This is a genomic window from Pseudomonas extremorientalis (genome assembly GCF_001870465.1).
In the GTDB taxonomy this organism is placed as follows: Bacteria; Pseudomonadota; Gammaproteobacteria; order Pseudomonadales; family Pseudomonadaceae; genus Aquipseudomonas; species Aquipseudomonas extremorientalis.
The window spans coordinates 250,440-274,853 of record NZ_MDGK01000058.1 but is presented as its reverse complement, the minus strand read 5'-3'; the positions used below and the strand labels follow the sequence as shown (position 1 = coordinate 274,853).

General features: G+C 62.3%; 26 protein-coding genes. 22 read left to right on the top strand and 4 right to left on the bottom strand.

The features are described from left to right. Positions 1-96: 96 nt before the first annotated feature. On the top strand, positions 97-855 hold the full coding sequence (locus BFN10_RS25050; protein WP_071491945.1) for a TetR/AcrR family transcriptional regulator: 759 nt from the start codon (positions 97-99) through the stop codon (positions 853-855). A 283-nt stretch (positions 856-1,138) separates the two neighbouring features. Next, positions 1,139-5,011, top strand: coding sequence for an Ig-like domain-containing protein (locus BFN10_RS25045; RefSeq protein WP_242626976.1), 3,873 nt, complete (start codon positions 1,139-1,141; stop codon positions 5,009-5,011). A gap of 77 nt (positions 5,012-5,088) precedes the next feature. Here BFN10_RS25045 and BFN10_RS25040 read toward each other — a convergent pair whose 3' ends face one another. Together BFN10_RS25040 and BFN10_RS25035 are read right to left on the bottom strand one after the other, a co-directional pair. Beyond that, positions 5,089-6,150, bottom strand: a complete 1,062-nt coding sequence (locus BFN10_RS25040) for an FUSC family protein (RefSeq protein WP_071491944.1) — start codon at positions 6,148-6,150, stop codon at positions 5,089-5,091. A gap of 151 nt (positions 6,151-6,301) precedes the next feature. Further along, positions 6,302-7,918 (bottom strand): NADP-dependent glyceraldehyde-3-phosphate dehydrogenase, encoded by a 1,617-nt coding sequence (locus tag BFN10_RS25035; RefSeq protein WP_071491943.1) that lies wholly within the window; start codon positions 7,916-7,918, stop codon positions 6,302-6,304. Between the two features lie 138 nt (positions 7,919-8,056). Between BFN10_RS25035 and BFN10_RS25030 the strand changes: the two genes are divergently transcribed. Beyond that, the gene (locus tag BFN10_RS25030) at positions 8,057-8,917 is read left to right on the top strand and encodes a Dyp-type peroxidase (RefSeq protein ID WP_071491942.1); all 861 of its coding nucleotides are present in this window, start codon (positions 8,057-8,059) and stop codon (positions 8,915-8,917) included. Here the strand turns inward: BFN10_RS25030 and BFN10_RS25025 are convergent. After that, positions 8,914-9,342, bottom strand: a complete 429-nt coding sequence (locus BFN10_RS25025) for a winged helix-turn-helix domain-containing protein (protein WP_071492042.1) — start codon at positions 9,340-9,342, stop codon at positions 8,914-8,916. The genes BFN10_RS25030 and BFN10_RS25025 overlap by 4 nt on opposite strands. Before the next feature lie 601 nt (positions 9,343-9,943). Here BFN10_RS25025 and BFN10_RS29530 point away from each other — a divergent pair. The 7 genes from BFN10_RS29530 to BFN10_RS24995 all read left to right on the top strand — a co-directional run bounded on the left by BFN10_RS29530 (position 9,944) and on the right by BFN10_RS24995 (position 15,612). Then, complete coding sequence (locus BFN10_RS29530) at positions 9,944-10,105, top strand: hypothetical protein (RefSeq protein ID WP_016969018.1); 162 nt, start codon at positions 9,944-9,946, stop codon at positions 10,103-10,105. 103 nt (positions 10,106-10,208) lie between these two features. After that, complete coding sequence (locus BFN10_RS25020) at positions 10,209-11,093, top strand: SctD/MshK family protein (RefSeq protein WP_071491941.1); 885 nt, start codon at positions 10,209-10,211, stop codon at positions 11,091-11,093. 26 nt (positions 11,094-11,119) lie between these two features. Further along, on the top strand, positions 11,120-11,476 hold the full coding sequence (locus BFN10_RS25015; RefSeq protein WP_071491940.1) for a hypothetical protein: 357 nt from the start codon (positions 11,120-11,122) through the stop codon (positions 11,474-11,476). After that, a complete protein-coding gene (locus BFN10_RS25010) occupies positions 11,476-11,811 on the top strand; it encodes a tetratricopeptide repeat protein (RefSeq protein ID WP_071491939.1) in 336 nt (111 codons plus the stop codon). The genes BFN10_RS25015 and BFN10_RS25010 overlap by 1 nt, the downstream gene beginning before the upstream one ends. Further along, a complete protein-coding gene (gene sctV / locus BFN10_RS25005; RefSeq protein WP_071491938.1) occupies positions 11,808-13,940 on the top strand; it encodes a type III secretion system export apparatus subunit SctV in 2,133 nt (710 codons plus the stop codon). Before BFN10_RS25010 ends, sctV begins: the two co-directional genes overlap by 4 nt. Next, positions 13,937-15,217, top strand: a complete 1,281-nt coding sequence (locus BFN10_RS25000; protein WP_071491937.1) for a type II and III secretion system protein family protein — start codon at positions 13,937-13,939, stop codon at positions 15,215-15,217. The genes sctV and BFN10_RS25000 overlap by 4 nt, the downstream gene beginning before the upstream one ends. 14 nt (positions 15,218-15,231) lie before the next feature. Next, positions 15,232-15,612, top strand: a complete 381-nt coding sequence (locus BFN10_RS24995) for a hypothetical protein (RefSeq protein WP_071491936.1) — start codon at positions 15,232-15,234, stop codon at positions 15,610-15,612. A 224-nt stretch (positions 15,613-15,836) separates the two neighbouring features. On the opposite strand, the gene BFN10_RS24990 is transcribed toward BFN10_RS24995, so the two are convergent. Next, positions 15,837-16,601 carry a tetratricopeptide repeat protein gene (locus tag BFN10_RS24990; RefSeq protein WP_071491935.1) on the bottom strand — a complete coding sequence of 255 codons (765 nt, stop codon included), beginning with the start codon at positions 16,599-16,601 and terminating at the stop codon, positions 15,837-15,839. Between the two features lie 48 nt (positions 16,602-16,649). On the opposite strand from BFN10_RS24990, the gene BFN10_RS24985 reads away from it, so the two are divergent. The 12 genes from BFN10_RS24985 to sctT are packed head-to-tail and all read left to right on the top strand — an operon-like array spanning position 16,650 to position 24,411. Beyond that, positions 16,650-17,213, top strand: coding sequence for a type III secretion protein (locus tag BFN10_RS24985; protein ID WP_071491934.1), 564 nt, complete (start codon positions 16,650-16,652; stop codon positions 17,211-17,213). Positions 17,214-17,225: 12 nt separating this feature from the next. Further along, positions 17,226-17,459 carry a hypothetical protein gene (locus BFN10_RS24980; protein ID WP_071491933.1) on the top strand — a complete coding sequence of 78 codons (234 nt, stop codon included), beginning with the start codon at positions 17,226-17,228 and terminating at the stop codon, positions 17,457-17,459. Between the two features lie 9 nt (positions 17,460-17,468). Beyond that, entirely contained in the window at positions 17,469-17,903 is a 435-nt protein-coding gene (locus BFN10_RS24975; protein ID WP_058425050.1) for a hypothetical protein, read from the top strand. Between the two features lie 4 nt (positions 17,904-17,907). After that, on the top strand, positions 17,908-18,690 hold the full coding sequence (sctJ, locus tag BFN10_RS24970; protein WP_071491932.1) for a type III secretion system inner membrane ring lipoprotein SctJ: 783 nt from the start codon (positions 17,908-17,910) through the stop codon (positions 18,688-18,690). Next, on the top strand, positions 18,687-19,301 hold the full coding sequence (locus tag BFN10_RS24965) for a type III secretion protein (protein WP_071491931.1): 615 nt from the start codon (positions 18,687-18,689) through the stop codon (positions 19,299-19,301). Before sctJ ends, BFN10_RS24965 begins: the two co-directional genes overlap by 4 nt. Continuing rightward, the gene (sctL, locus tag BFN10_RS24960) at positions 19,298-19,882 is read left to right on the top strand and encodes a type III secretion system stator protein SctL (protein ID WP_071491930.1); all 585 of its coding nucleotides are present in this window, start codon (positions 19,298-19,300) and stop codon (positions 19,880-19,882) included. Before BFN10_RS24965 ends, sctL begins: the two co-directional genes overlap by 4 nt. Continuing rightward, positions 19,879-21,201, top strand: coding sequence for a FliI/YscN family ATPase (locus tag BFN10_RS24955; protein WP_071491929.1), 1,323 nt, complete (start codon positions 19,879-19,881; stop codon positions 21,199-21,201). Before sctL ends, BFN10_RS24955 begins: the two co-directional genes overlap by 4 nt. 16 nt (positions 21,202-21,217) lie before the next feature. Beyond that, positions 21,218-21,664: a hypothetical protein gene (locus tag BFN10_RS24950; protein ID WP_071491928.1), complete on the top strand. Its 447-nt coding sequence runs from the start codon at positions 21,218-21,220 to the stop codon at positions 21,662-21,664. Then, complete coding sequence (gene sctQ, locus BFN10_RS24945) at positions 21,661-22,662, top strand: type III secretion system cytoplasmic ring protein SctQ (RefSeq protein ID WP_071491927.1); 1,002 nt, start codon at positions 21,661-21,663, stop codon at positions 22,660-22,662. Before BFN10_RS24950 ends, sctQ begins: the two co-directional genes overlap by 4 nt. Next, positions 22,659-23,312, top strand: a complete 654-nt coding sequence (gene sctR / locus BFN10_RS24940) for a type III secretion system export apparatus subunit SctR (RefSeq protein ID WP_017137580.1) — start codon at positions 22,659-22,661, stop codon at positions 23,310-23,312. The genes sctQ and sctR overlap by 4 nt, the downstream gene beginning before the upstream one ends. 10 nt (positions 23,313-23,322) lie before the next feature. After that, positions 23,323-23,592, top strand: a complete 270-nt coding sequence (locus tag BFN10_RS24935; protein ID WP_071491926.1) for an EscS/YscS/HrcS family type III secretion system export apparatus protein — start codon at positions 23,323-23,325, stop codon at positions 23,590-23,592. A gap of 6 nt (positions 23,593-23,598) precedes the next feature. Further along, positions 23,599-24,411, top strand: a complete 813-nt coding sequence (gene sctT / locus BFN10_RS24930; protein ID WP_071491925.1) for a type III secretion system export apparatus subunit SctT — start codon at positions 23,599-23,601, stop codon at positions 24,409-24,411. Positions 24,412-24,414 lie beyond the last annotated feature (3 nt).

Genomic DNA, 24,414 nt, shown 5'->3' with positions numbered 1-24,414 from the left:
TCATATGGCGCAGTGTCACTACTTGCTTTCAGGCGGCGGCCCCGGTATAAAAAATCAAATTATTTTTTAAAACAATATTTCCCACGTGGAACTTCTATGGTCGCGAAGAAAGTCAGCGCTCCAAACATTACCAAGACTCGATTGCTGGATGCGACAGAGGCTCTCTTCATCAAGTACGGATATGACGCGGTTTTGTTACGGCAGATTACCGAGCGTGCCCAGGTCAACCTGGCGGCGGTGAACTACCACTTCGGGGACAAGGATTCCCTGATGCAAACCCTGCTCAAGCAGCGCCTGGAGCCGCTCAACGAGCAGCGCCTGGAACTGTTGGCGCGGTGCGAGGCCGAGTCCGACGGCCCGCTGGACTGCGACACCTTGCTCGGCGTGCTGTTTGCCCCGGCCATGGGCCTGGAGCGCAGCGACCCGGCCAGTGCCAATGGGGAAGGGCGTTCGTTCATCCGTTTCCTGGGCCGGGTCTACAGCGATACGTCGCCGTTTATCCAGGAATACCTCAAGGTGCATTACCAGCCGGTGTTCCAGCGTTTCTTCGAAGCCTTTGCCCTGGCCCTGCCGGACCTGCCGCGCAATGAGCTGGGGGTGCGCCTGCAATTTGCCCTCAAGGCGATTTCCGGGGTGATGGCGGGTACCGAACTGCGGCTGCTGATGAACTCCATGAGCCTGGGCCGCCCGGCGACGGATGCCGAGGTGATGGCCAAGCTGATCACCCTGGTGTCGGCGGCGATTCGTGTGCCGCAGCAGAGCCCGGAAGCGGAAACAGCTTTGGCACGGGTGCTGGACACTCAGCGAGCTATTCGTGAACAAGCTGCGGCGCCGGTTGCCAAGGCCTTGCGCTGAAGCAAATCCGACACAAAAAAAAAGCCCGCTGGGGCGGCGGGCTTGATATGCAACATTTGTAACGGATGAGGCTTCACCCTACGTTCCGGGATGTGAATAAAACGTGAAAAATATGTAAGAAATGATGTGTAAAGTGCGATAGTTCATGCATTCAAAACACTACTTCAAACCATCACTCTTCGCTACCTGTCAACTTTGACAGCTAGACACGTTGAGTGATGAGGCGTGTGATTTCTCCCTGACTCGTGCACGACCTGCACGGGCTTAAACCCGGAGAAAAATCATGTCTGCCGAACCCAAAGGCCCCAAATCCTCGGTCGAGGACGCCGAGACACAGGCTTCCGCATCCTCTGAATTGTCCGCGTCAGGCACTGCGAGGCCTGCTCCGCGAAAAAAACCAGCTCCCGTGGTGAAATCGTCGGAAAGCCGCCCCGGGTTTACCATTATTGAGGATCTTGACTCTCCCTACACCTCCCCTACGCAGGTTATACCAGTAGAGAACGCGTCCTATGGTGTGGGCATCCGTCATCTTGAGGAGGGGGTGGACGTCGTTTTTGAGCGTTGGGAAACCTTTTCCGTGGGTGACATCTATCGGTTCAAGCAGGAAGACCTGGTGCTGATGCAGGACAAGGTTACGGATAACAGCACCACTATTAAACGAGTCTTCCTAAACATTCCTCGTAGCACTATGCCGTTGGGCTTCGTAAACGACGTCTACGGCGAAGTTGAGCGTGTTGGCACCACCACCCTCAGTACCTCGCCGCGCCAAGTTATATTTGTAAAGGACACCCGTCCGGGAGGCGCCGACGACTATCCCAATGAAAACTGGCACTCCAAACTGGTGTTGACCCTTTCGGATACAAATATTGACGCTGTCGTCGCAGCCAGGGGGGTTACTGCAACGATTCGCGCATGGGAGCACATGCGGGTTAACGACTTGGTGATGTTCTACTGGGGCGCGCATCGTTTTGAACTACCCCCTATTACAGCTGACCAAGTGGGTTTTGACCTGATTTTTTTGATCACGGGTGCATTCATAATCGCGGCCGGATCAGGTGATTTTGTCGCGCAGTTTTATCTGTTTGACGAGGTGCGCAACCGCTCGGGTGAGCTGCAGCCGTGGTGCAAACCGGTACCGGTAAAAGTCAATTTGAACATAGCGTTGCCGCCGGAACCGTTTATCGTCGAGGCGGACCCAAAAACGATGGTCCTGGACGCAGATGCTCTAGGTCAGGCTTCTGCCACTGCGGAAGTGGAGGTGCCGCGTGACAGTCCTTATTTTCGAGTGGGTGATTTTATCTTGCTCACCGTGCACGGCACCACTCCAACAGGTGAGTATGTGACTGAATCCTTGCGGCTGCCGGTTGACAAGATTCCAAAGTATTACGAATTTCCTATCCGGAACGAGTTGGTCCGCTCACTTATTCAAAGCACCCTGACGGCTTCCTATGTTAGGCAAAGAGACGGTGAAGATGATCTGCCCTCCAGGGAGACGACGGTTACCGTTGCCGGCCGGCGTTTTGAATTGCCAAGGCCACTGGTTCGCCAAGCCCATGGACCGTTCATCCAGCCGGACTTGCCGCTCATTACCGCGGAAATGCCGGACTACCAACCGCCGGGCAGCCCTGGGGACGATTTGACAGTTCGCATTCAGGGGGTTCGCTTGGACAACACCTCTGAACTGGTTTGGTCTTCGCGTCTGGCTGGCTCGCATGTGCGCACGCGTGATTTTCTCAATGACCAATACGCGCGTTTCGAAGGCTTGCGCGACACCAACGTGCACTACATCGTCACTGGCGCACTGGGGGTACGTGAGTCAGACCGCCGTTGGATACAAGTAGGAATTCCAGCGCGAACGCTGCAGGCACCTGTGTTCCAGGACGCGATCAATGACAACGTAGACCCCGCGCGGGTCGGCAGCGTGGGTACGCTGGAGCTGCGTGCGGATTTCAAACAGGGCGACCTGGTCATCCTTAAGTACAAGGGCTCCGTCAGTGGGGAAGCGCAGTATGAATACCCGCTGTTTGTAGCGGGCAATCCACTCTTGGTGGATGTTCCAAAACAGCTCTTCGTTGACAATCTGGACGGCACGCTCACTGCCAGCTTCCTGATTGACCGCTATGGTGTCTTCGAGTATTCCGAAGAGGCGGTGGTGACCATCGGCACGGCATTGGGCAAACTGTTCATGCCCGAAGTGCTGCAAGCCAACCCCGACACCCATGAACTCGACCCGATACATACATGGCCGGACGGTGCGACGATCCGGGTGCGTTACGAGTTCATCAAGCCCGCCGACAAAGTCGAGGCTGTCTTTAAGGGGCTACCAGGAATAGGCTGCTATTCGGAAATCAAGGAAGGGCAGACCGGAGACCATATCGACTTCACGGTCCCGGTCGGAGCCATCGGCTACAACATCCATCCTGATGGCCGTGATATCGAAGTGTCCTTTAAAGTGATCCGCAATGGATTTGCTACACCGTCACCGACACTGGTGGTGCGTTTACTCTCGCTGCATCATTTGTCTGGGCCCCTGATCGACAGCATTGGCGAGGACAGCGTGTTGCAGAAAACGTTGTTGGACGATCTGGACATGACTCGTGTGCCGCCATACCCCTACGCCGCGATGGGGCAACGCATGTGGTTGCACTATTCGGGCTGGCTCGACACGGGAGCTCCCTATGAGGAGTCGACGTTTGTCGCCCGCGAGGCTGTTGACGATGATGTCACATTTGGCCCATCGGCATATACGCCAGTGGGTCGTCTGCGCCGCCTTCAAGACTGGTCTGCACTGACGATACGCTTCTGGGTGGCGTTCGATCACAGTTCGCAGAAGGACAACGCTGTGCTATTTGGCGTTCGTCATCATGTGGTCCAGGACCAACCGAACGTATTTCCTCATCCGTCGATCAAAGACTCGACGCCTGCCAGCGGGCCGGAAGTGTCGGTTAACCCACTGACAGTCGAAAACAAGTGCCAGGTGCTGGTGAGCTACCCCAACATGAACCTGGGGGGGGTGGACAAGGTATTGCTTCACTGGATCCTTGCTAATGGTTTGACGATTGATTTGGGGCCGCTGGATGGTTTGGATGGTGGCACGGTTACCTACAACGTGCCCAATGATTTGGTCGCCAGGAGTGTAAACAGTACTGTTCATTTACAGTACTTCGTACAGTTGGGTCGAGGTGGCGAGGGTACATCCGATGAACAGAAGGTCACGTTCGGTACGATTGCGTCCGCCAACCTGCCACGAGCCCTCATCAATGGCGTGGCCCATGGAGGGAGCCTCAATCCACCTACACTTACCGGTGACGGCCGGATCGCAGTTGCCAAATGGCGCTTGAGTAGCCCCGGGCAACGGGTGTGGTTGTCGGTTTCCAGTCCTGGAGCTGTCACGCAGAACCTGTTAACGGCCTATCCGATCAATTCGTTGCAGGCTGCCAATGGCCTGCGCGACCATTTGATCTCGCGCGCCTGGTTATTGGGACTGCGGAATAACAGCGTGGTCACGGTCGCGTTGGCGGTTACCTTCAACGGCAGTGAGGAGCGCAGTGATGCGATACCTTTCCCTTCCACGCAGTACAACATTCGCCTGACGTCGCCGCTGAATTTCGACCAGTCTGCGGTCACTTTGAGTGCTCGGACTTACATACTTCCCGGAACTCCCAATATATTGCCAACCTTCGGCGCAGGAAACTCGATCACGCGCCGGGCTTCGGGAGGTACAGCGCCCTACTACTACTCAAGCAGTACATCGGTGGCCGTGGTGGATGGCGGAGGGCTGGTGACCGTGCGCGGCAATGGTTCTGCGACGATTACCGTCAGGGACTCGTCGGTGCCGGCGCAGACCCGCAGTTACACCGTTTATGTCAGCAACGTCGTGCAAGTGTATGGCATGGGCAGGAATACGTTCAGGAATATCAGTACGGCAGTGGCGAATGCTGGGCTACGCATGCCCAGTCTCGATGAGCTACGCGCCATCAACCACGCCTATGGAGCCAGGTGGCCCATGGGGTATGCGTGGTACTGGTCGGGTACCTTCTCCCATTCATTCCTCTTTACCAATTATTACTACTTTCTGGATATTCCTAGCGGTGGCACAGGGACGGAAGCCGACAAGTTGCTCGGCGGCCACCTAAATGGTATCGGGTTGAGATAACGCAAGCGTGAAGGGCTGGCCGGTGGATCGCATAGAGAAACCGGCCTTTTCATCATTAGTTGATTGAGTGAGGAGGCTCAGATCTTCCAGTGACTTGCACTATTGGCCAGTCGTTGACGCATCGCATCCACATTCGCCGCCAACTGCACCGTCAATAAGCGATACCCATCCAGCGCGCTGTAGACCGGCGTATCCAGTGCTGGCTCGGTGCCTGTGATAGGGCTGGGCCGCTGCAACCGCTCCGTCACCCCCGACTTCAACGCCCGCGCCATCCCCACCAACTGCACCCGAATCTGCCGATGTTCGGTCCTCAACATCACCTGCATCCGCGCCATCGCCTGTTCATCCCGTGGATCGGGCCGGGTATTGCCAAGAATCTCCAGGGTGCTGATGCACATGCGCAAATGCCGCTGGATCGCGTCGAGTTCGGTCATGGAAATCCGCACTTCCTTCGACACCGACGGCATCAGCGAACGCAGTTGCACCATCGACGCATTCAAGCGGTTGAGCAGCTTGACGTGCTCATCATCGGTGACCGACTGGCCATTGATGATCCGGCTGTAGATCGCCGCACAATCGCGCAGCGCACTGGCCAGGTTGTAGCGCCACGAATACACGGCGTACAGCGGCAGGGCGAACGAAAACGCCAAGGCCAGCACAATGCCGATCAAGATATCGACGGTGCGCCATAGCCCATCGGAGATCGGGTTGTCCCCGTGACCGGCGACGATAAACACGGTGATCGCTGACAACAGTGCGATGTAGCCGCCCTTGCCGATGGCGTGATAGGAAAAGAACCCGCACACCGCCGACATCAACAGGTAGGTCAAGAAGGGCAGGCCGAAGTAGGCCTGCTGCACCACCACCACCAAGCCGACGCTGGCGCCGATCAAGGTGCCATAGGCACGCTCCACCGCTTTCTTGCCGATATTGCCGTGGTGCTGCAGACCACCGATCACGATCAGCATGGTCACCGACGCCCACTCACCGTGGGGCAGGTTGATACCGGTGGTCAGCAGGATTGTCGCCAGCAAGCCGATGGACACGCGCACGGCGTGAATCAGCTTGGCATGGCGGTAGCGGCGGTACGGGTCGAGCAGGGGGCGCAACAGGCGCCGGGCGAAGAAGGGCAGGTTCATCGGTAGTAAAGTGGCCTCGAAATTCAGGGGGTACACGGTCCAAGTGTGGGAGGGGGCTTGCCCCCGATAACGGTGGATCAGTCAACCGGTCTGTTCCTGAGCGACTGCTATCGGGGGCAAGCCCCCTCCCACATTTGGGTCTGTAGCGTTTTCAGAAGATGTAGTCGGTAGTCAGGAAGCTTGAATCGCGGTTACGCAATATGTCGCTGACCAGCGCCTTGTTGCTCTCCTGGAACTTGGTCGCTACCAGGGTGCGGATCGAGAACACGCGCAACGCGTCATGTACCGACAGCGTACCCTCGGCCGAGTTCTTGCGCCCGTTGAACGGGAAGGTGTCCGGGCCGCGCTGGCACTGGGCGTTGATGTTGATACGGCCGACCTGATTGGCGAAGGCGTCCACCAGGCGCCCGACTTCCACGGCGTTGGTGCCGAAGAGGCTCAGTTGCTGACCGAAATCGGAGTCGAGCACGTACTCGATCACGGTCTCCAGGTCGCGGTAAGGCACGATCGGCACCACCGGGCCGAACTGCTCTTCGTGGTACACGCGCATCTGCGGGTTCACCGGGTACAGCACCGCCGGGTAGAAGAACGAACCGCGACTTTCACCACCATGCTCATTCACCACCTTGGCGCCATGTTGCGCGGCATCGGCTACCAGGCTGGTGAGGTAATCCACCTTGCCCACTTCGGGCAATGGCGTCAGCGCCACGCTGTCTTCCCACGGCATGCCGGGCTTGAGCGTGGCCAGTTTCTGGTTGAATTTCTCGATAAAACTGTCGACGACATCTTCATGCACGAAGAGGATTTTCAACGCGGTGCAGCGTTGGCCGTTGAACGACAGCGAACCGGTAACGGCTTCGCTGACCGCATTGTCAAGGTCCACCTCGGGCAGCACGATGCCGGGGTTTTTCGCATCCAGGCCCAATGCCGCGCGCAGGCGGTGTGGTTTCGGGTGTAGTTTTTTCAGGTCGCTGGCGGCCTTGTTGGTGCCGATAAACGCAAAGATATCGATCTTGCCACTGGCCATCAGCGCACTGACGGTTTCACGGCCGCTGCCGTAGATCACGTTGATCACCCCGGCCGGGAAGCTGTCGCGGAACGCCTCCAGCAACGGACGGATCAGCAGCACGCCGAGCTTGGCCGGCTTGAACACCACGGTGTTGCCCATGATCAGCGCCGGGATCAGCGTGGTGAAGGTTTCGTTCAGCGGGTAATTGTAGGGGCCCATGCACAAGGCCACGCCCAGCGGTACGCGGCGAATCTGGCCGAGGGTGTCCTGTTCCAGCTCGAAGCGGCTGGAACGGCGGTCCAGTTCTTTGAGCGCGTTGATGGTATCGGTGATGTAGTCGCAGGTGCGGTCGAATTCTTTCTGCGAGTCCTTGAGGTTCTTGCCGATCTCCCACATCAGCAGCTTGACCACCGCGTCGCGCTGTTCACGCATGCGGCGCAGGAACGCTTCGACATGCTGGATGCGCTCGGCCACGCGCATTGTCGGCCATTCGCCCTGGCCGCGGTCATAGGCACGCACGGCGGCGTCCAGGGCGGTAAGGGCGGTCTCGGCGTCCAGCAACGGCGTGCTGCCGATATGCGCGCGCTCGTCGCCAAACTGCACCGGGCTTTGCACCTTGGCCAAGGGGCCGTTCCATACCTGCAACTGGCCGTCGACCAGGTAATCACGCTGTTCAATGGGCGCTCCGAGCTGGAACTGCTCGGGAACTGCGGCGGCGGAGGCGGGAAACAGCTGGGCGAGCAGGTTGCTGGTGGTCATGGCGCTACCCCTGGAATAGTTGCAAAACATGACTAGAGAGTCACCCAACAACAGGCTCTATGGCAAGGCTTGCGCGCTTTCTTGTACGCAGGGCTGTGCCCGGCGGTTAAACTGCGCGGCTTTTCAGAAGGAGTTCACATGAGTCAGTACCAGCCGGGCATTCTTGCCGCACCGGTGCCGTTGCAGGCACGCCATCTGTTTTTTGCCGTGGAGGCTCTGGCAGCCGTACCCGCTGCGTTGGACGCACTGGTGCAACTGACCGATTCGGCGGCAGTGGTCGGTCTTGGCGAGCCGCTGGTTGCCGCACTGGGCGCACGCGTTGAAGGCTTGCGCAGTTTTCCGGCCATCAGCGGGCCGGGCGCGCATAACCCGTCCACACAGCAGGCGCTGTGGGTGTGGCTGCATGGCGTGGATCGCGGTGAACTGCTGTTGCGCAGCCGTGCATTTGAAAAGGCCCTGGCTCCGGCATTTCGCCTGGTGCAGATGACCGAAGGTTTCCGCTACAAGACCGGCTTCGACCTCACCGACTACGAAGACGGTACCGAAAACCCCCACGACGACGCCGCGGTCGACGCCGCCCTGACCGACAGCGGCGCCAGCTTCGCCGCGATCCAGCAATGGCAGCATGACCTCGATGGCTTCGCTGCGCTGCCGGCTCAGGAGCGCGACCACATCATCGGCCGCCGCCATGGCGACAACGAAGAACTCGACGACGCCCCCGAGTCCGCCCACACCAAGCGCACCGCCCAGGAAAGCTTCACCCCGGAAGCCTTCGTGGTGCGTCGCTCCATGCCCTGGGCCGAGAATGGCCAGGCGGGCCTGATGTTCCTGGCGTTCGGCCATTCCTTCGATGCGTTCGAAGCGCAATTGCGCCGCATGAGCGGTCTGGAGGACGGGATTGTCGATGGCCTGTACCGCATCAGCACCCCCTTGACCGGTGGCTACTACTGGTGCCCGCCGATCAAGGATGGCCACCTGGACCTGAGCGCCCTGGGCTAAAGCACGCCGCTGGTCACACGTTCACCGCCGCCGCCCGACGGTCTCATCGCCCGCGGGTGCGCCGCCTGCTCGAACCAGGTGGGCGCGACAAAACGATAGCCCATGCCCGATGCCGTGGCGATGTACGGCACATCGTCATCGTCATCGTCATCGCCCAGCGTGCGGCGCAGAGTCTTGATCTGTGTGCGCAGGTTGCATTCCTCGACCACCCGTTTCGGCCAGGCAATGTCGAGCAGTTCGGTTTTCTGCAGCAATTCGCCGGGCCGCGAGGCAAGGGCGATCAGCAGGGTCAGGGCGCGGTTGCCAAGGTTTACCGGCTGGTCATGCCTGAGCAGTTGGTGGCGCTTGGGCAGCAGTCGATAAGGGCCGAAGTGAATCTCAACGCAACCGTCGTCTTTGAGGAGAGTGGTGGGTGAATAATTCATGTCGGTCATAGATCACCTGAAAGATTTATATATAGCCGGCCTGAAAGCGAGTCCTTTGGTTATTAGTGCAGTTGCACTAGCAGGCGCGGAGGGAAGTTGCTCGCCAAGCAATTGGGTTGCTTGGGACGAGTTATCAAACGCGATGATTAAGTCGCTTCTGTTACAAATCAAAATGTCTGGAAAGTTGGGCAAAAGGCTATTAGCGAAAAATGTGAAGTAATCGCGAAAATAAATGCCGGGTGTCGCTAGGTGGCGCGTTTCAAAAGAGGCTTATTGTTCAGCATTGTTCAGTGGGTATTAGCGGAGTGCCCGTAAACATTGGTCTTGAGCGTGTTTTTGTTTTTCTCTGAAAGTTCCATGTCACTCAGGCGATGAATTTTTTTCAACGCCAGGTTGAGCCAGACCTTTCACAACCTGTATCTGAAACGTTTCACAAGCTTTCACAGCGAAGGCGTTTTGATCGTGAGTAGTATGGGGCCCATGCAAACCAACAACGGTTCGAAGGCGCATTGTCTGACGTTTTGGGCCTTCATCGGTTTGCATACTTTCAGCGTGCTGTTGCGCAACTGAATAACTTCCCTATCGATGCAAGGAGATGAACATGGCTGATGTCCCACCAGTAAAAGCAGGCGGCGCCGACGACGCTATCGCGAAGATGGAAGCGACCTTCAACATGGCTATCGAGAAGTCGGCCAAGATCACCGAAATCAGCACCGCGAAAAAAGCCGAGCTGGACGCCACCAAACAGCGTCCGCAGAACTGATTCGCCAAACGGGCGGCGCCGGCGCTGCCCGTTTACCTCTCAATTCCCGTTTTTATCCTGATTCTTGACCCCGTTGCACAGGCTCAAAGGGGCAAACCCGACTATGACAGCCCTGATTTCCCTGGGCCCGGTCGCCGCAACTGGCGCACCGACCCTGACGGTGACCGGCGGTTTGCATCAGGGCAGTTCCCTGGTGCTCGACCAGCCTGTCTACACCCTCGGCGCCGATCTGGCGGCTGATTTGGTGCTCAGCGATCCCGGCGTTGCCGGCCTGCACCTGCGCCTGCGTTTTGAAGGCGGCCAGGTGGCGGTCGAAGCCTTGGGCGGTGACGTATTGATCGCCGGCAATGTGCGCATTCCCCAAGGCAACGGTCATCGCGCGCGGCTGCCGGTGCAGCTGCGCATCGGCACGGCGGGGGTGAGCCTGGCAATGCCTGGCGGTGCTGAAAAACCAGTGCCCGCGTCACGCACATTGACCCCCTGGGTCGTCGCGACCGCGCTGCTGTTTATCTGTGCTGGAGCGCTGGCGTTTCGCAGTGAAGCACCACCGCAGCCGGCAACCGCCGTTACCGCCGTTGCACCGCTGAAAACACCTTCCCGCGAACAGGCCAAGGCCTGGCTGGAGCAGCAGTTGCAAGCCGCCCGACTGGATACCGTGAAGGTCAGCAACAGCAACGGCCAGCTCAGCGCCACGGGCACCTTCGAACAGTCGCAAAAACCGCAGTGGCTGGCGGTGCAGCAAGCCTTCGACCAGCGTTACGGCCAGCAGATCGTGCTCAACCCGCGCGTCGCCGTGCGGGCCGATGCGGCGGCGCCGCGCGTGCGCTTGCAGGCCGTGTGGTTCGGGCCTCATCCGTACGTGATCAACGACAGTGGCAAGCGCCTGTACCCCGGCGCGGCGCTGGCGGACAACTGGGTGCTGGAACGTATCGAAAACAACCAAGTGATCCTCGCCCGTGGTGAGGAGCGCTTCACCTTCACGTTGTGACCATGCTTTTAAGCTAAGGCCCTGGGATGAAAGTCGAACCCCGCCCGTTGATCCCCAGTGACGTACGCAGTGCGCCGGTCGAAGCTGTGCGCCCGGTCAATTCGCGCCAGGCCACCGCCTTCGAAGCGGTGCTCAAGACCCGCAAGACCCACACCCGTCGCTCCCTGCGCAGCGACCTCGAAGAACTCACCGGCGCCGCTGGCGTCGACTCGCTGTTGTTCGGCAGTGCTCGCTCCCTGGAACTGCTGGAGCATGTGATGGAACACATCCTGCCAAGCCTGGACGCCGAGCCACACATCAAGGCACTGGCCGTCGAGCTGATCGGCGAAGAGATCGAGATGCGCCGCACCCTCGCACAGCAACGCTCGGAGGTACACGCCTGATGGCCCGCGATAACGACGACGCCGTGCAACTGCTCAAGGGCATCGGCGAGCTGTACCGGCGCAATGGCCAGTCCCAGCGCGCCCTGGTGATGCTGCTGATCGCGGTCAACGTCGCCCCCGATGACGGCGTGTTGCTGCGCTCGCTGGTGCTGGCTTTCACCGACAGCGGCGACGCGTCCCGCGCCCTCGGCGCCCTGGACCGTCTGGTGGCGCTGGAAGGCGAGTCCGCCAGCCTGTTGCTGTTGCGCGCCCGCGCCTTGTGGTACGGCGAGCGCAAGGACGACGCGCGCCAGTGCTTCAAACGCTATCTGGCTGCACGCAGGGCCGGCGCATGAGTGCGCTCAACCGCCTGAACAACCTGGCGCGCCTGGCTGCCCAGCGCACCGACGTGATCATCGTCGCATTCATGCTGATGGCGATTGTGATGATGATCATCCCGCTGCCCACCTACCTGGTGGACGCGCTGATCGGTCTCAATATCGCCCTGAGCATCCTGATCCTGATCGTGGCCTTCTACATCGGCCACTCGGTAGAGTTCTCCGCGCTGCCGCCGCTGATCCTGCTCAGCACGCTGTTTCGCCTGTCGCTGTCGATCACCACCACCCGTTTGATCCTGCTGCACGGCGACGCCGGGCATATCGTCAAGGCCTTCGGCGACTTCGTGATCGCCGGGCAAGTGGTGGTGGGCATGGTGGTGTTCCTGATCATCACCGTGGCGCAGTTCGTGGTGATCACCAAGGGTGCCGAGCGCGTGGCGGAAGTGGCCGCGCGCTTCACCCTGGATGCGATGCCCGGCAAGCAGATGAGCATCGACAACGACCTGCGCAATGGTGATATCGACCAGGCCGAAGCCCGTCGTCGCCGCTCGCGATTGGAGCGTGAAAGCCAGATGTTCGGCGCGATGGACGGCGCCATGAAGTTCGTGAAGGGCGATGCCATCGCCGGCCTGGTGATCCTGGCGGTCAACCTGCTGGGCGGCATGCTGATCGGCATGATCGAGCGCGACATGCCGTTCGGCGTGGCGGTGCACACCTACTCGTTGCTCACCGTGGGTGACGGCCTGATTGCACAGATCCCGGCGCTGCTGATTTCGGTGGCGGCGGGCACCGTGGTCACTCGCGTCAACAGCGACGGCGAAGCGGGGGACCTGGGCAGCGAGATCATCAAGCAACTGGGCGCCAGCTACCGCGCTCTGGGGTTGACCGCGTTGATCATGATCGGCGTGAGCCTGCTGCCGGGGTTTCCGACCTGGGTGTTCCTCGGCTTGTCCCTGGTGTTCGGTGGCGCGGCATTCATGATGTATCGCCGGCATCACCGCCAGCCGGAACTTGAAGTGCTGGTCGAGACGCCGGAGCCGGTGGTCGAAGCCCAGGCCGAACGGGATGACAACCTGTTGCCCGATACCCGCGTGCTGCTGACCCTCGGCAGCGGCGTGTCCCAAAGCGCACCGCGCCAACTGCTGCGCCAACGCGTCGAAGCGCTGTGCCACGACCTGCGCACCGAACTCGGCGTGGATATACCGGTACCGGGCATCTACATGGAAGCCAAGGCCACGCCTGGCAGTTTCCGCGTGTCCCTGGAAGGCGTGCCGGTAAGCGAAGGCGAGTTGCCGACCAACTGCCTGCTGGTGCAGGACGATCCGGTGCATGTGCAGTTGCTCGACCTCGCCACGGTGCAGGCCGATTCGCCGCTCACGGGCCGCAACGCCCACTGGGTCGAGCGCCAACACGAAGACACGTTGCGCAACGCCGGCATCGGTTTCCTGCTGCCCGACGAGGTGTTGCGCGGTGTGCTGGAACGCAGCCTGCGCCGCTATGCCGCCGACTTTCTCGGCATCCAGGAAACCCGCCTGCTGCTGGAGCGCACCGAGGCCACCTACGGCGAACTGGTCAAGGAAGCCCTGCGCCTGGTGCCGTTGCAGCGGGTGGCCGAGACCCTGCGTTTGCTGGTGGGCGAAGGCGTGTCGATCCGCAACCAGCGCGCCTTGCTCGAAGCCATGGTGGAGTGGGGCGCCCGTGAAACCGATGCCGGGCGCCTGGCAGAGCACCTGCGCGCCGCGTTGGCACGGCAGATCAGCCATCAGTACGCCGACCGCAACCGGGTGATCGGTGCGCTGGTGCTGGCGCCGGGCCTGGAAGACCAGTTGCGCGGCTCCCTGCGTCGCCAGGAACCGCAGCGCGAGTTGATCCCCGAGGACGTCAGCCGCGCCTTGCTCGCCCAACTGCGCCAGGCGTGCGAGCACACCCGCGAGGTCAACAGCGCGGTGTTGCTGGTGCACCCGGAACTGCGCCGCAGCCTGCGCCGCCTGGTGGTGCGCGGCGAGCTGGAACTGGCGGTGCTGTCGTTCCGCGAGCTGGCCACCGAGTACAACCTGCAAGCGCTGGTGACCATCAGCCTGACCGAGATTTCCAATCGCCGCGGGCCTGCCGCGGCTTCCGTCACTCCCCTGGCGTCTGCCTCATGATGCGTTTTTGTGCGTTGTTGCTGACTGTGTTTTCGTGTGTGAGCCAGGCTCAGGAAATCGCCGCCGGTGCCGGAGGTTCTATCGCCCTGGCCTCCGGCGAAGGGCGCATCCTGCATTTTGTCGCCCCCGTGGACACGGTGTTGGTGGCCGAGCCGAATGTGGCCGACTTGCAGGTGGTGTCACCGGGCACCCTCTACATCTTCGGCAAGGCGCCGGGCAATACCAGCCTGATCGCCCTCGGCAGTGACGGTCAGCAACTGGCGAGCCTGAGCCTGGCCGTCAGCAGCGCCAGCCAGGCGGTGACGGCGCCGATGCAGGCATTGCATCCCGGCAACGCTGCGCAGATCAGCGGCGCGGGTAACCGTCTGATCGCCAAAGGCACCGTGGGATCGGTAGCGGAAGCCACGGACTTGAACGCGCTGCTCAATCCCCAGGGGCAGGGTTTCCAGAGCGCGATCAACACCACCGAGTACGCAGGGGCCGCCCAAGTGAACTTGCGGGTGCGCTTTGCCGAAGTGTCGCGTTCGGAGTTGCTGCACTACGGCGTGAACTGGAACGCGATGTTCAACAACGGCACGTTCTCGTTCGGCCTGATCACCGGCGGGCCATTGGCCGCAGCCTCGGCGGGTGGCTTGGCCGCAGCGGGCGCAGGCTCGGGCAATGTGAATATCGACGGCATGCTCGACGCCTTGCAGGCCAACGGTGTGCTGCAGATTCTCGCCGAGCCGAACATCACCGCCATGACCGGCCAGACCGCCAGCTTCCTCGCCGGTGGCGAAGTGGCGATCCCGGTGCCGGTCAACCGCGACCTGGTGGGCATCGAATACAAGTCGTTCGGCGTGTCGCTGTTGTTCAACCCGACCCTGCTGCCCAACGGCCGCATCGCCCTGCAGGTGCGCCCGGAAGTCAGCAGCGTGGTCAGTGGCGGCACCGTGGATTTCGGCAACTTTCATGTGCCGTCCTTCAGCGTGCGCCGCGCCGATACGCGGGTGGAAGTCGGCAGCGGGCAGACCTTCGCCATCGCCGGGCTGTTCCAGCGGGAAAGCAGCCAGGACATCGAGAAACTGCCGCTGCTGGGTGACCTGCCGATCCTCGGCAACCTGTTCCGCTCCAAGCGCTTCCAGCGCAATGAAACCGAGTTGGTGATCCTGATTACGCCGTACCTGGTGGAGCCGGTGCGCGGTCGCACCCTCGCCACGCCCCTCGACGCACCACCGGCTACCGCAGCGGCCACCGGACCGCGCAGCGGCGGGGCGTTCGGTTTCTACATGAATTGATCAGGGGGCCTGCCATGAATGTTTTACGTGTATTGCTGCTGTTGCCCCTGGCGCTGATGGGTTGCCAGACCCACCTGGCGCCGACGTACTACTCATCCGAATACCGCGCCGATGGCTTGCCGACCCAATGCCAGCAACCCCCGGCGACGGACACCATTGGGCTGGGCGAGGATTTCAAGCCGACGTTGGCGCTCGGCTGTGCGAACAATTTGAACCTGATGCAGATGGTCGAGCGCAAGCAGGACTTGACCCAAGGCCGCCCCACAGGCCCGGCCATGGCCGCGCCTGTGGGCCGCGCTGCCCAGGTGTACATCGAAGGGTTTGACCGCGAGCAATTGCAGCGGCGCAAGGATCAGCAAGAAGCCAAGGCCGATGCGGCGGGGGGCAAGCAATGACCTGTGTTGCTTGTTGTGGCGAGCGGGCCTGTTGTGGTGAACGGGCCTGTTGTGGCGAGCGGGCTTGCCCCGCGTTGGGCTGCGAAGCAGCCCCAAAACCAGGCGCTGAGAACTGTCTGTTGGAATGCGGTGAATTTGACAGGGGCCGCTTCGCGCCCCAACGCGGGGCAAGCCCGCTCGCCACAACAGGCCCGTTCACCACAGAAAGCTCACCCACAACAGATTCAGCGCGGATCCACCAACCCCAACTCCCGAGCCTGGGCCACCGGATCGCTGATCGCCTTGATGCGCTCGGCTTCGTTCACCAACCGCGCCCGTTCGGCAGCGGGAATATCGTCCAACGGCAGTGCAGCGATGCGGTCTTCGTACCCCGCCAAGACCATCACCAACAACTCATTACGCTGATGCCGCGCCAATGCGCGGGGCGACTGGGCGACCGGGGCGATGGTGTCCAACGCCTGCTGCGACTGCCCGCCCAGCGCATACGCCAGGGCCAGGTTGCAGCGGTTGTCGAGGTCGTCGGGCTTGAGGCTCAGGCTCCTGGCGAACGCGGTTTGCGCCGCCGCGGCCTGGCCATTGAGGATCTGCGCGACACCCAGGCGGGTGTACGCAACCGGCAAGCCGCTGATCCCGGCCGCCTGGCCCAGGGCGGTGACGGCACGCTGAGTCTTGCCCACTTGCAATTGCGCGGTGCCCAGGCCGAGCAGGGCTTCGGCATTGCGGGCGTCGAACCCCAGGGCCTGCTGGAAGGCCCGCTCGGCGCCCGCCGCATCCTTGGCGTCGAGCCTGGCCTGGCCGAGCTTGAGCCACAGCTCGATACCCGCGCCGGGTTGCTGCGCCGCCCGCTCGTACAGCGCTGCCGCACTGGCGTAGTCGCCGCGCTGGCTCAGGTCATTGGCCAGTTGCAGGGACTTGTCGGCATCGGTCGCAGGTGGGTGGGCGCAGGCGGTCAGCAGCAGGGTACTGGCGAGCAGAAATCTAGGGGTCATCGTCACAACTCGTCTGGCGAAGGCGGAGGCCATGTAAGCATATTTTTGATGGCTGTCCTATGCCTGTTCAGCGCCAGTTTCGCCCACGCTGCCGAAGAGCCTGACTGGTTCTCCCAACCCTACGCCTACGTGCTGGTGGACCAGGACGTGCGCAGTGCCCTGGAAGAATTCGGGCACAACCTCGATGTGCCGCTGGTGCTCTCCGACAAGGTCCGCGGCAAGGCCCGCAGCACGATTCGCGCGGCCACCGCCGGGGAGTTCCTGCAAACCCTGTGCAGCACCAACGGCCTCACCTGGTACTTCGACGGCAACCTCTTGTACCTCAACGCCAGCGATGAAATCAGCACCAGGCTCTTCAAGGCCAGTGCCCTGGACCTCGACCAGTTGCAGGCCTACCTCGGCAACCTCGATGTGTTCGGCCAGCAGTTGTCCATGCGCAACGGCCCCGAGGGCGATGAAGTGTTCGTGTCCGGACCACCGCCGTACCTGGCGCTGGTGCAGCAGCATGTCGATCACCTGCAACCCAAGGTCACCGCCGCCCCGGTGGCGCGCGAGCGCGGTGTGCGGGTATTCCGTGGCGCCCAAGTCAGTACCGAAACCCCAACCCAGTAAAGGAGCAGCACCATGTCCGTAACGGCCGTAGACAGCAATCTCGCCCCTGGTGGCGCCAGCCCTGAAGCCAGGTTCAACGCGGCGGTGGATAACGCCAAGGCCGGCGATAAGCCCGCCGAGCCCACCGACGCCGAACTCACCGATTCGTTCATCACCCAGGCGGTCACTTACGGCGGCCAGTTCATCATCATGCCGAAGATGCAGGAACTGCTGAACGACGCCATGTCCGATGACGACGAAGAGTAGGAAGCCCCTATGACTATCAGTCTCGCCGCCGGCGCTTCGGCGTTGCCGCCGTCTGCCGGCGCGGGGCCCGCCGGGGCCTCGCAGAACCTGTTCGAGCACATGGCCAACACCGCCAAGGGCATGCCCGAAGGCGCCAGCCCGCACCAGATCGGCTCGGGCCTGATGGAGCGCATGAACAGTTTCATCGACCGTACGCGGGCGTTTTCCGAGCGCGCCGACCTGCTCACCAACAATCCTTCGGCACCGCCGCCGGCCCAGGCAGAAATCCGCACCGCCAGTGCTTCGCCCCAGGGTGAACCCGGGAAAAAAGTCGGCGAGCAACAGGTCGACCAGATCGTCCACTCCCTGGGCAAGATGTTCGATTACTCCATCGAAACCCAGATGGTGGTGCGCGGTGCGACACAGATTTCCGGCTCCGCCAACACGCTGCTCAAGGGGCAATAACATCATGCCAAGCCCAAACCGTGCGCTGCGCCTGTTGCTGATCGGCCTGCTCGCCAGCCTGTTGCAGGCGTGCAACACCGACCTCTACACCAACCTCAGCGAGCGCGACGCCAACGCCATGGTCGCGGTACTGCTGCGCGGTGGCGTCCCGGCCGAGCGCAAGGCCCAGGACAACGGCCAGCTCAAGGTGGTGGTCGATGAGTCACGCTTTGCCGAAGCCATGACCCTGCTCGACAACGCCGGCCTGCCGCAGCAGAGTTTTTCCAACATGGGCGAGGTGTTCAAGGGCAATGGCCTGGTGTCGTCGCCGGTGCAGGAGCGGGCGCAGATGATCTATGCGCTCAGCGAAGAGCTTTCGCATTCGGTGTCGCAGATCGACGGCATCGTCGCTGCCCGCGTGCACGTGGTGCTGCCGGACAACGACCTGCTCAAGCGCGTGATCTCGCCGTCATCGGCCTCGGTACTGGTGCGTTACGACCCGGGCACCGACATCAATACGCTGATCCCGCAGATCAAGACCCTGGTCGCCAACGGTATCTCCGGGCTGAGTTACGACGGCGTTTCGGTGACGGCGATCAAGGCCGCCGTCGCCATCAGCCAGAACCCGGCGCAACCGCGCCTGGCGCGCTTCATGGGCCTGTGGCTGCTGGAAGACAACCTGGCCCAGGCGCGGCTGATGTTCGGGGCCTTGTCGCTGATCGCACTCGGTGCGGTGGGTGTGCTCGCCCGTCAGCAGTGGGCATGTCGTCAGTCCCAGGCGTTGTATGTGCTCAAGGAGGGTGAATGAGTTTGTTCGAACGCTGGCAGGGGCTGATTGCCGAGCCGCTGCGGTTTGTGCGCGGGCCGAGCCTGGGTGCATGTTTTGCCGATGAATTGTCAGACGCCGTGCTGCAGGCGATGCAGGGCCAGACACGCTTTCGCCAGCGCCTGGAGCAGTTGTTGGTCAGTCATTATCAACTGGCACCCATGGCGCAATTGACCACGCCGATGGCGGCGGACTTGGCGGTGCTGTTGTTGTCGCCGGCACAGTTTGCCCGCTTGCCGAGGTTGTGCGGCGCCATCTGGCACGCCCCGACCCTGAGCCGCGAGATCCGTCGCGAGGTGGTCAACGAATTGCGCGAAGGCCTGGGCGCTGAGGTCTTCGTGAGTGCCCTGGCCTTGCGCCAACTCGGTGGTGCGGCGGATCTGCTGCGCGAGCCGGTCGAGTTGGTCGACGCCGTCGACCGCGATGGCCAAGGCTGTGTCGCGGCCTGGCTGCACGCCCAGCACGCCGACTGGCAGGGCTGGCTGCGTTTGCGCTTTGCCTTTCCCCAGGGCCACGGCGCCCGTGTACCGCGCGACCTGGAAATCGTCCAGGCCGCCGCTGCGTGCCTGCTGGCCGAGGAGATCACGCCATGAGTGAACTGCCAAGCCGTCCCACCGCCCGCATCCTGCGCGCCGAAGACGCCGCGTTGTGGAGCGATGGCTTTGCCTTCCTGCAAGCGGCCAAGGCGCAGGCCGAGCAGATCCGCGCCGACAGCGAGCAGTGGCTGAGCAGTGCCCGCGCAGAGGGCTTTGAAAGTGCCCGGCAAGCCGGCGCTGAACAGGTGGCGCAACTGCTGCTCGCTACCCAAGCCCAGGTGCAGCATTACTTGAGCAGTCTGGAAACGTCCCTGGTCGACCTGGCCCTGGGTATCGTGCACGAAGTGCTGGGGGAGTTGGACAACGCCGAGCGTGTGGTGCGCAGTACCCGCCAGGCGTTGAGTGCGTTTCGCCAGGACCAGGCCCTGACCTTGTGGGTGCCGCCGGCGGACGTGGACGCCCTGCGCCAACGCCTCAAGCTGGAGGGATTGGCAATCGCGGTGGATGCGGATGAACAGCTGAGCGCCGGACAGGCTCGCCTGAACAGCCCGGCCGGCTCCGTGGAGCTGGGCCTCGAAGCCCAATTGCAGAACCTGCGTCGCAGCCTGTTGCCCTTTGCCGAAGAGGGCCTGGCATGAACCTGGAACAGCTGCTGCCACGCCTCTGCGAGCGCCTGGCCCAGGCGCGCCCGCGGCCCATGCACGGCACCGTGCTGAGCATTCGCGGTGTATTGCTGCGCGCCAGTGTGGCCGGGGCGAGCATCGGTGAGCTGTGCCAGCTGCGCGACCCCGGCAGCGCCCGCAGCCTGAGCGCCGAGGTGATCGGTTTTGACGGTGACGAGGCCATCCTGTCGCCCATCGGCTCCATGGAAGGCCTGTCCACGCGCACCCAAATCACCGCCACCGGCGAGACCCTGGGCGTGGCCGTCGGGGATGCGCAGCTCGGCCGGGTCATCAGCCCCATGGGCGATTTCCTCGACGGCGACGGCATGCCGCCGACCGTGGCCTTGCAGCACTACCCGCTGCACGCTGAACCCCCGGCAGCGTTTTCGCGACAGTTGATCGTGCGTTCCATGGCCCTGGGCATTCGCTCCATCGATGGCCTGCTGACCCTGGCCCAGGGCCAACGCATGGGCATCTTCGGTGAGCCCGGTGTGGGCAAGTCGTCGCTGCTCGCCAGCATCATCCGCAACAGCGAAGCCGATGTGATCGTGATCGGCCTGATCGGCGAGCGGGGCCGGGAAGTGCGTGAATTGCTCGATGTGCAGCTCGACGCCCAGGCCCGTGCGCGCACGGTGGCGGTGGTTGCCACTTCGGATCGCCCGGCGGCCGAGCGGGTGCGTGCGGCGTTTGTCGCCACCACCCTGGCCGAGTACCACCGCGACCAGGGCCGCAACGTATTGCTGTTGATGGACAGCCTCACGCGTTTCGCCCGGGCCCAGCGCGAGATCGGCCTGGCGGTGGGCGAGCCGCCAACCCGGCGCGGTTATCCGCCGTCGTTCTTTTCGGCCTTGCCGCGTTTGCTGGAACGCGCCGGCCCCGGGCCCACCGGCAGCATTACCGCGCTGTACACCGTGCTGACCGAGGGTGATGCCGCCAGCGATCCGGTGGCCGAAGAGGCCCGTTCGATCCTCGACGGTCACATCGTCTTGAGCGCCGAGTTGGCCCAGCGCAACTACTTTCCGGCGGTGGATGTGTTGCGCAGTCGCAGCCGTTTGATGGAGCAGGTCGCCGGTGAAGAGCACAAGCGGCTGGCGATGCGCATGCGTGAATTGATGGCGCGGTATGGCGAGATCGAAATGCTGATCCGCGTGGGGGAGTACTCCGCCGGCAGCGATCCTTTGGCCGATGAAGCGATCAACCGCCACGCCGCTATCGAAGCCTTCCTGCGCCAGAACGCGGGTGAGCCGAGCAACCTGGAACAGACCCTGGCCCACATGCGCCGGGTACTGGCATGAACAAGGAGCAAATCCAATGAAAACCCAACAACTACGCACCCTGCAAACCCTGCGGGTGTTGCGTGAACAGCGGGCCGCCAGCCAACTGGCCGCGCAGCAGCAACGCTGCGAGCAGACCCACGGTGTGCTGACTGACGCCAAGGAGCAATTGCGCCTGCACCGTGAGGCGATTGCCGAAGAAGCGCGGCAGGTTTATGCGTCCCTGACCGAAGGCCTGTCGGTCGCCAGTTGGCAGGCCGCCCAGGATCGCCTGCGCGGCCTGTCGGATGACCAGCAGCAACTGGAAAACGATGTGGCTCACGTGTCCACCACGCTGCGAAGCCAGGAGCGCGAGCGCGATGTGTTCCGTCAGGAGCGCCTGAGCCGCCAGCGCCAGTCCGAGGCCTGGCAAAGCCTGCTTGAGGGCCGTGAAAGCGCCGAGCGCCGGGTGGGCGAGCTGCGTGATGAAGGCGCCGGCACATGATTCCAGCCCTTGCCGATTCGCTGTCGCCGTGGCTGACCCACTACGACCCGGCGTTACTGGCTCTGCACAACCAGTTGCACCGCCGCTGCCGTCCCTGGCAGGGCCGTTGCGGCGGGCAGGACTTGCGCGTGAGCTGGGCCGCCGCAGCGCGCCGCCTTGACGCGCCGCGTCATGTGCCGCTGTCGCTTGGCGGTGCCGCGATGCGCCTGAGTTTGCCCGCTGCGGCGCTGGAGCAACTGATGCTGCCGTTGGCGCTGCCGTTCGATGTGCAGCCGTTGCCTGCGCTGCCGCGCGCGTTGTTGCTGGAGCTGGCGTTGCTCGACCTGATCGAAAGCCTGGAGCCGTTGCTCGGTCACCCGCTGCAGGTGCTCGAAGCCGGTGATGAGCAGGGCGTGTTTGCCCTGCGGCTGGCGCTGGAATTGACCTTCGGCCACCAGCCCGCGATGAGCGCCCAGTTGGACCTGAGCGAAAGCGCCGCCGTACTGGTCACGCAACTGCTGGCGCAATACGCCGAGGTCGAACCCGACCCCTTGCCAGGCCTGCGGCAGACCCTGGCGGTGGTGGCGGGGCGCCAGTGGCTGTCCCTCGGTGAACTGCGCAGCCTGCGCCCCGGTGATGTGCTGATGCTGGAGCAAGGCCCGGGCCTGTTGCTCGACCTCGATGGCCGCCTGCAGGCGCGCTGCCAATACCAGGGCGAAGTCCTGCGCCTGCAGGAAGCCTTGAAAGCCCCCTTTGTGGAACCGGAGAACCCCATGACTGATGTTGATGCCGCCGTTGCGCTGGATGACCTGCCGTTGAAACTGGTGTGCCAGGTGGGCAGCCTGGAACTGACCCTGGCGCAGTTGCGTGAACTGGGCGCCGGCAGCCTGTTGCAGCTCGACACGCCGGGTGTGGACAGCGTCGACCTGATGGTCAACGGCCGTCGCGTCGGCCAGGGTCAACTGGTGAAAATCGGTGACGGCCTGGGTGTGCGCCTGCTGAGTTTTGCCACCCCATGACCGGTTATCAGCCGAACCTGATCGAGATCATCCTGGTCGTTGCGACGATCGGGCTGATCCCGCTGGCGGTGGTGACACTCACCGGGTTCATGAAGATCTCGGTGGTGCTGTTCCTGATCCGTAACGCCCTTGGCGTGCAACAGACGCCGCCGAACCTGGTGCTGTACGGCATTGCGTTGATCCTGTCGGTGTACGTGACCACGCCGTTGATTGGCGACATGTACCGGCAGGTGGAGGGGCGCGACCTCAACATCGAGCATGTGGAGCAACTCAAGGATTTGGGCGATGCATTGCGTCCACCGTTGCAAGCGCACCTGAAGCGGTTTGCCAATGAGTCCGAACGCGGTTTTTTCGTGCAGGCCACCGAGACCATCTGGTCGCCTGAAGCACGCGCCGATTTGCGTGACGACGACCTGGTGGTGCTGATCCCGGCGTTCGTCAGCTCGGAACTGACCCGCGCCTTCGAGATCGGCTTTCTGCTGTACATCCCGTTCCTGGTGGTGGACTTGCTGGTGTCCAACGTGCTGATGGCCATGGGCATGTCGATGGTCTCGCCGAACCTGATCTCCATTCCGCTGAAGATTTTTTTATTCGTGTCCCTGAGCGGCTGGTCGCGCTTGATGCACGGTTTGATTCTGAGTTACGGCTGAGGCACGATCCATGGGCCAGGACGTATTCCTGTCATTGATGAAACAGGCGCTGATGACGGTGCTGATGCTCTCCGCACCGGCGCTGGGCGTGGCGATTATCGTGGGCTTGAGCGTGGGCCTGTTCCAGGCGCTGACGCAGATCCAGGACCAGACATTACCCCAGGTGGTGAAGCTGGTCGCGGTGTTGCTGACCATCGTGTTCCTGGGGCCGGTGCTCGCCGGGCAGGTGGCGGAACTCGGCGGCCAGGTGCTGGACAACTTTGCGATGTGGACGCGCTGACCGCCCATGGATGCCAGCCTGACCGCGCAGTTCCTCGAAGTCGCCTACCCGGTGATCAGCTCCGCGTCGCTTGCCGCTTGCCGTGCCATGGGCGTGGTGGTGATCACCCCGGCGTTCAACCGCCTGGGCCTCACCGGCATGATTCGCGGCTGTGTGGCCGTGGCGATTTCCATCCCGATGTTCTTCCCGGTGTTCGACGCGCTGACATCGATGCCGGAGCACGGCAGCCTGTTTATCGCCGGGTTGCTGATCAAGGAGTTCCTGATCGGTATTTTGATCGGCCTGCTGTTCGGCATTCCGTTCTGGGCCGCCGAGGTGGCGGGGGAGTTGATCGACCTGCAACGCGGCTCGACCATGGCGCAACTGGTGGACCCGCTGTCGTCCGGGGAATCCAGCGTGATGGCGACCCTGCTCACGGTGATGCTGATCACGCTGTTCTTCATGTCCGGCGGGTTCATCCTGATGGTCGACGGCTATTACCACAGCTACCAGCTCTGGCCGGTCACCGCGTTCACGCCGGTGTTCGCCAGCTCGGCGCTGCTGGCGGTGTTGTCGATCCTTGACCAGATCATGCGCGTCGGCGTGCTGATGGTCTCGCCGTTGCTGATCGCACTGCTGGTGACCGACCTGATGCTCGCCTACCTGTCGCGCATGGCGCCGAACCTGCATATCTTCGACCTGTCGCTGCCGGTGAAAAACCTGTTTTTCACGATCCTGATGGTGGTCTACATCGGCTTCCTGATCCCGCTGATGCTCGACCAACTGGCGGAGTTTCGCGGCACGGTCGAACTGCTCAAGACCCTGGCCGGCATGGAGTAGCCC

What these genes read in the sequence shown, in the direction of transcription:
- BFN10_RS25050 (WP_071491945.1), top strand. Translation starts at nt 97, where the DNA reads ATGGTCGCGAAGAAAGTCAGCGCTCCAAACATTACCAAGACTCGATTG.
- BFN10_RS25045 (WP_242626976.1), top strand. Translation starts at nt 1,139, where the DNA reads ATGTCTGCCGAACCCAAAGGCCCCAAATCCTCGGTCGAGGACGCCGAG.
- BFN10_RS25040 (WP_071491944.1), bottom strand. Translation starts at nt 6,150, where the DNA reads ATGAACCTGCCCTTCTTCGCCCGGCGCCTGTTGCGCCCCCTGCTCGAC.
- BFN10_RS25035 (WP_071491943.1), bottom strand. Translation starts at nt 7,918, where the DNA reads ATGACCACCAGCAACCTGCTCGCCCAGCTGTTTCCCGCCTCCGCCGCC.
- BFN10_RS25030 (WP_071491942.1), top strand. Translation starts at nt 8,057, where the DNA reads ATGAGTCAGTACCAGCCGGGCATTCTTGCCGCACCGGTGCCGTTGCAG.
- BFN10_RS25025 (WP_071492042.1), bottom strand. Translation starts at nt 9,342, where the DNA reads ATGAATTATTCACCCACCACTCTCCTCAAAGACGACGGTTGCGTTGAG.
- BFN10_RS29530 (WP_016969018.1), top strand. Translation starts at nt 9,944, where the DNA reads ATGGCTGATGTCCCACCAGTAAAAGCAGGCGGCGCCGACGACGCTATC.
- BFN10_RS25020 (WP_071491941.1), top strand. Translation starts at nt 10,209, where the DNA reads ATGACAGCCCTGATTTCCCTGGGCCCGGTCGCCGCAACTGGCGCACCG.
- BFN10_RS25015 (WP_071491940.1), top strand. Translation starts at nt 11,120, where the DNA reads ATGAAAGTCGAACCCCGCCCGTTGATCCCCAGTGACGTACGCAGTGCG.
- BFN10_RS25010 (WP_071491939.1), top strand. Translation starts at nt 11,476, where the DNA reads ATGGCCCGCGATAACGACGACGCCGTGCAACTGCTCAAGGGCATCGGC.
- sctV (WP_071491938.1), top strand. Translation starts at nt 11,808, where the DNA reads ATGAGTGCGCTCAACCGCCTGAACAACCTGGCGCGCCTGGCTGCCCAG.
- BFN10_RS25000 (WP_071491937.1), top strand. Translation starts at nt 13,937, where the DNA reads ATGATGCGTTTTTGTGCGTTGTTGCTGACTGTGTTTTCGTGTGTGAGC.
- BFN10_RS24995 (WP_071491936.1), top strand. Translation starts at nt 15,232, where the DNA reads ATGAATGTTTTACGTGTATTGCTGCTGTTGCCCCTGGCGCTGATGGGT.
- BFN10_RS24990 (WP_071491935.1), bottom strand. Translation starts at nt 16,601, where the DNA reads ATGACCCCTAGATTTCTGCTCGCCAGTACCCTGCTGCTGACCGCCTGC.
- BFN10_RS24985 (WP_071491934.1), top strand. Translation starts at nt 16,650, where the DNA reads ATGGCTGTCCTATGCCTGTTCAGCGCCAGTTTCGCCCACGCTGCCGAA.
- BFN10_RS24980 (WP_071491933.1), top strand. Translation starts at nt 17,226, where the DNA reads ATGTCCGTAACGGCCGTAGACAGCAATCTCGCCCCTGGTGGCGCCAGC.
- BFN10_RS24975 (WP_058425050.1), top strand. Translation starts at nt 17,469, where the DNA reads ATGACTATCAGTCTCGCCGCCGGCGCTTCGGCGTTGCCGCCGTCTGCC.
- sctJ (WP_071491932.1), top strand. Translation starts at nt 17,908, where the DNA reads ATGCCAAGCCCAAACCGTGCGCTGCGCCTGTTGCTGATCGGCCTGCTC.
- BFN10_RS24965 (WP_071491931.1), top strand. Translation starts at nt 18,687, where the DNA reads ATGAGTTTGTTCGAACGCTGGCAGGGGCTGATTGCCGAGCCGCTGCGG.
- sctL (WP_071491930.1), top strand. Translation starts at nt 19,298, where the DNA reads ATGAGTGAACTGCCAAGCCGTCCCACCGCCCGCATCCTGCGCGCCGAA.
- BFN10_RS24955 (WP_071491929.1), top strand. Translation starts at nt 19,879, where the DNA reads ATGAACCTGGAACAGCTGCTGCCACGCCTCTGCGAGCGCCTGGCCCAG.
- BFN10_RS24950 (WP_071491928.1), top strand. Translation starts at nt 21,218, where the DNA reads ATGAAAACCCAACAACTACGCACCCTGCAAACCCTGCGGGTGTTGCGT.
- sctQ (WP_071491927.1), top strand. Translation starts at nt 21,661, where the DNA reads ATGATTCCAGCCCTTGCCGATTCGCTGTCGCCGTGGCTGACCCACTAC.
- sctR (WP_017137580.1), top strand. Translation starts at nt 22,659, where the DNA reads ATGACCGGTTATCAGCCGAACCTGATCGAGATCATCCTGGTCGTTGCG.
- BFN10_RS24935 (WP_071491926.1), top strand. Translation starts at nt 23,323, where the DNA reads ATGGGCCAGGACGTATTCCTGTCATTGATGAAACAGGCGCTGATGACG.
- sctT (WP_071491925.1), top strand. Translation starts at nt 23,599, where the DNA reads ATGGATGCCAGCCTGACCGCGCAGTTCCTCGAAGTCGCCTACCCGGTG.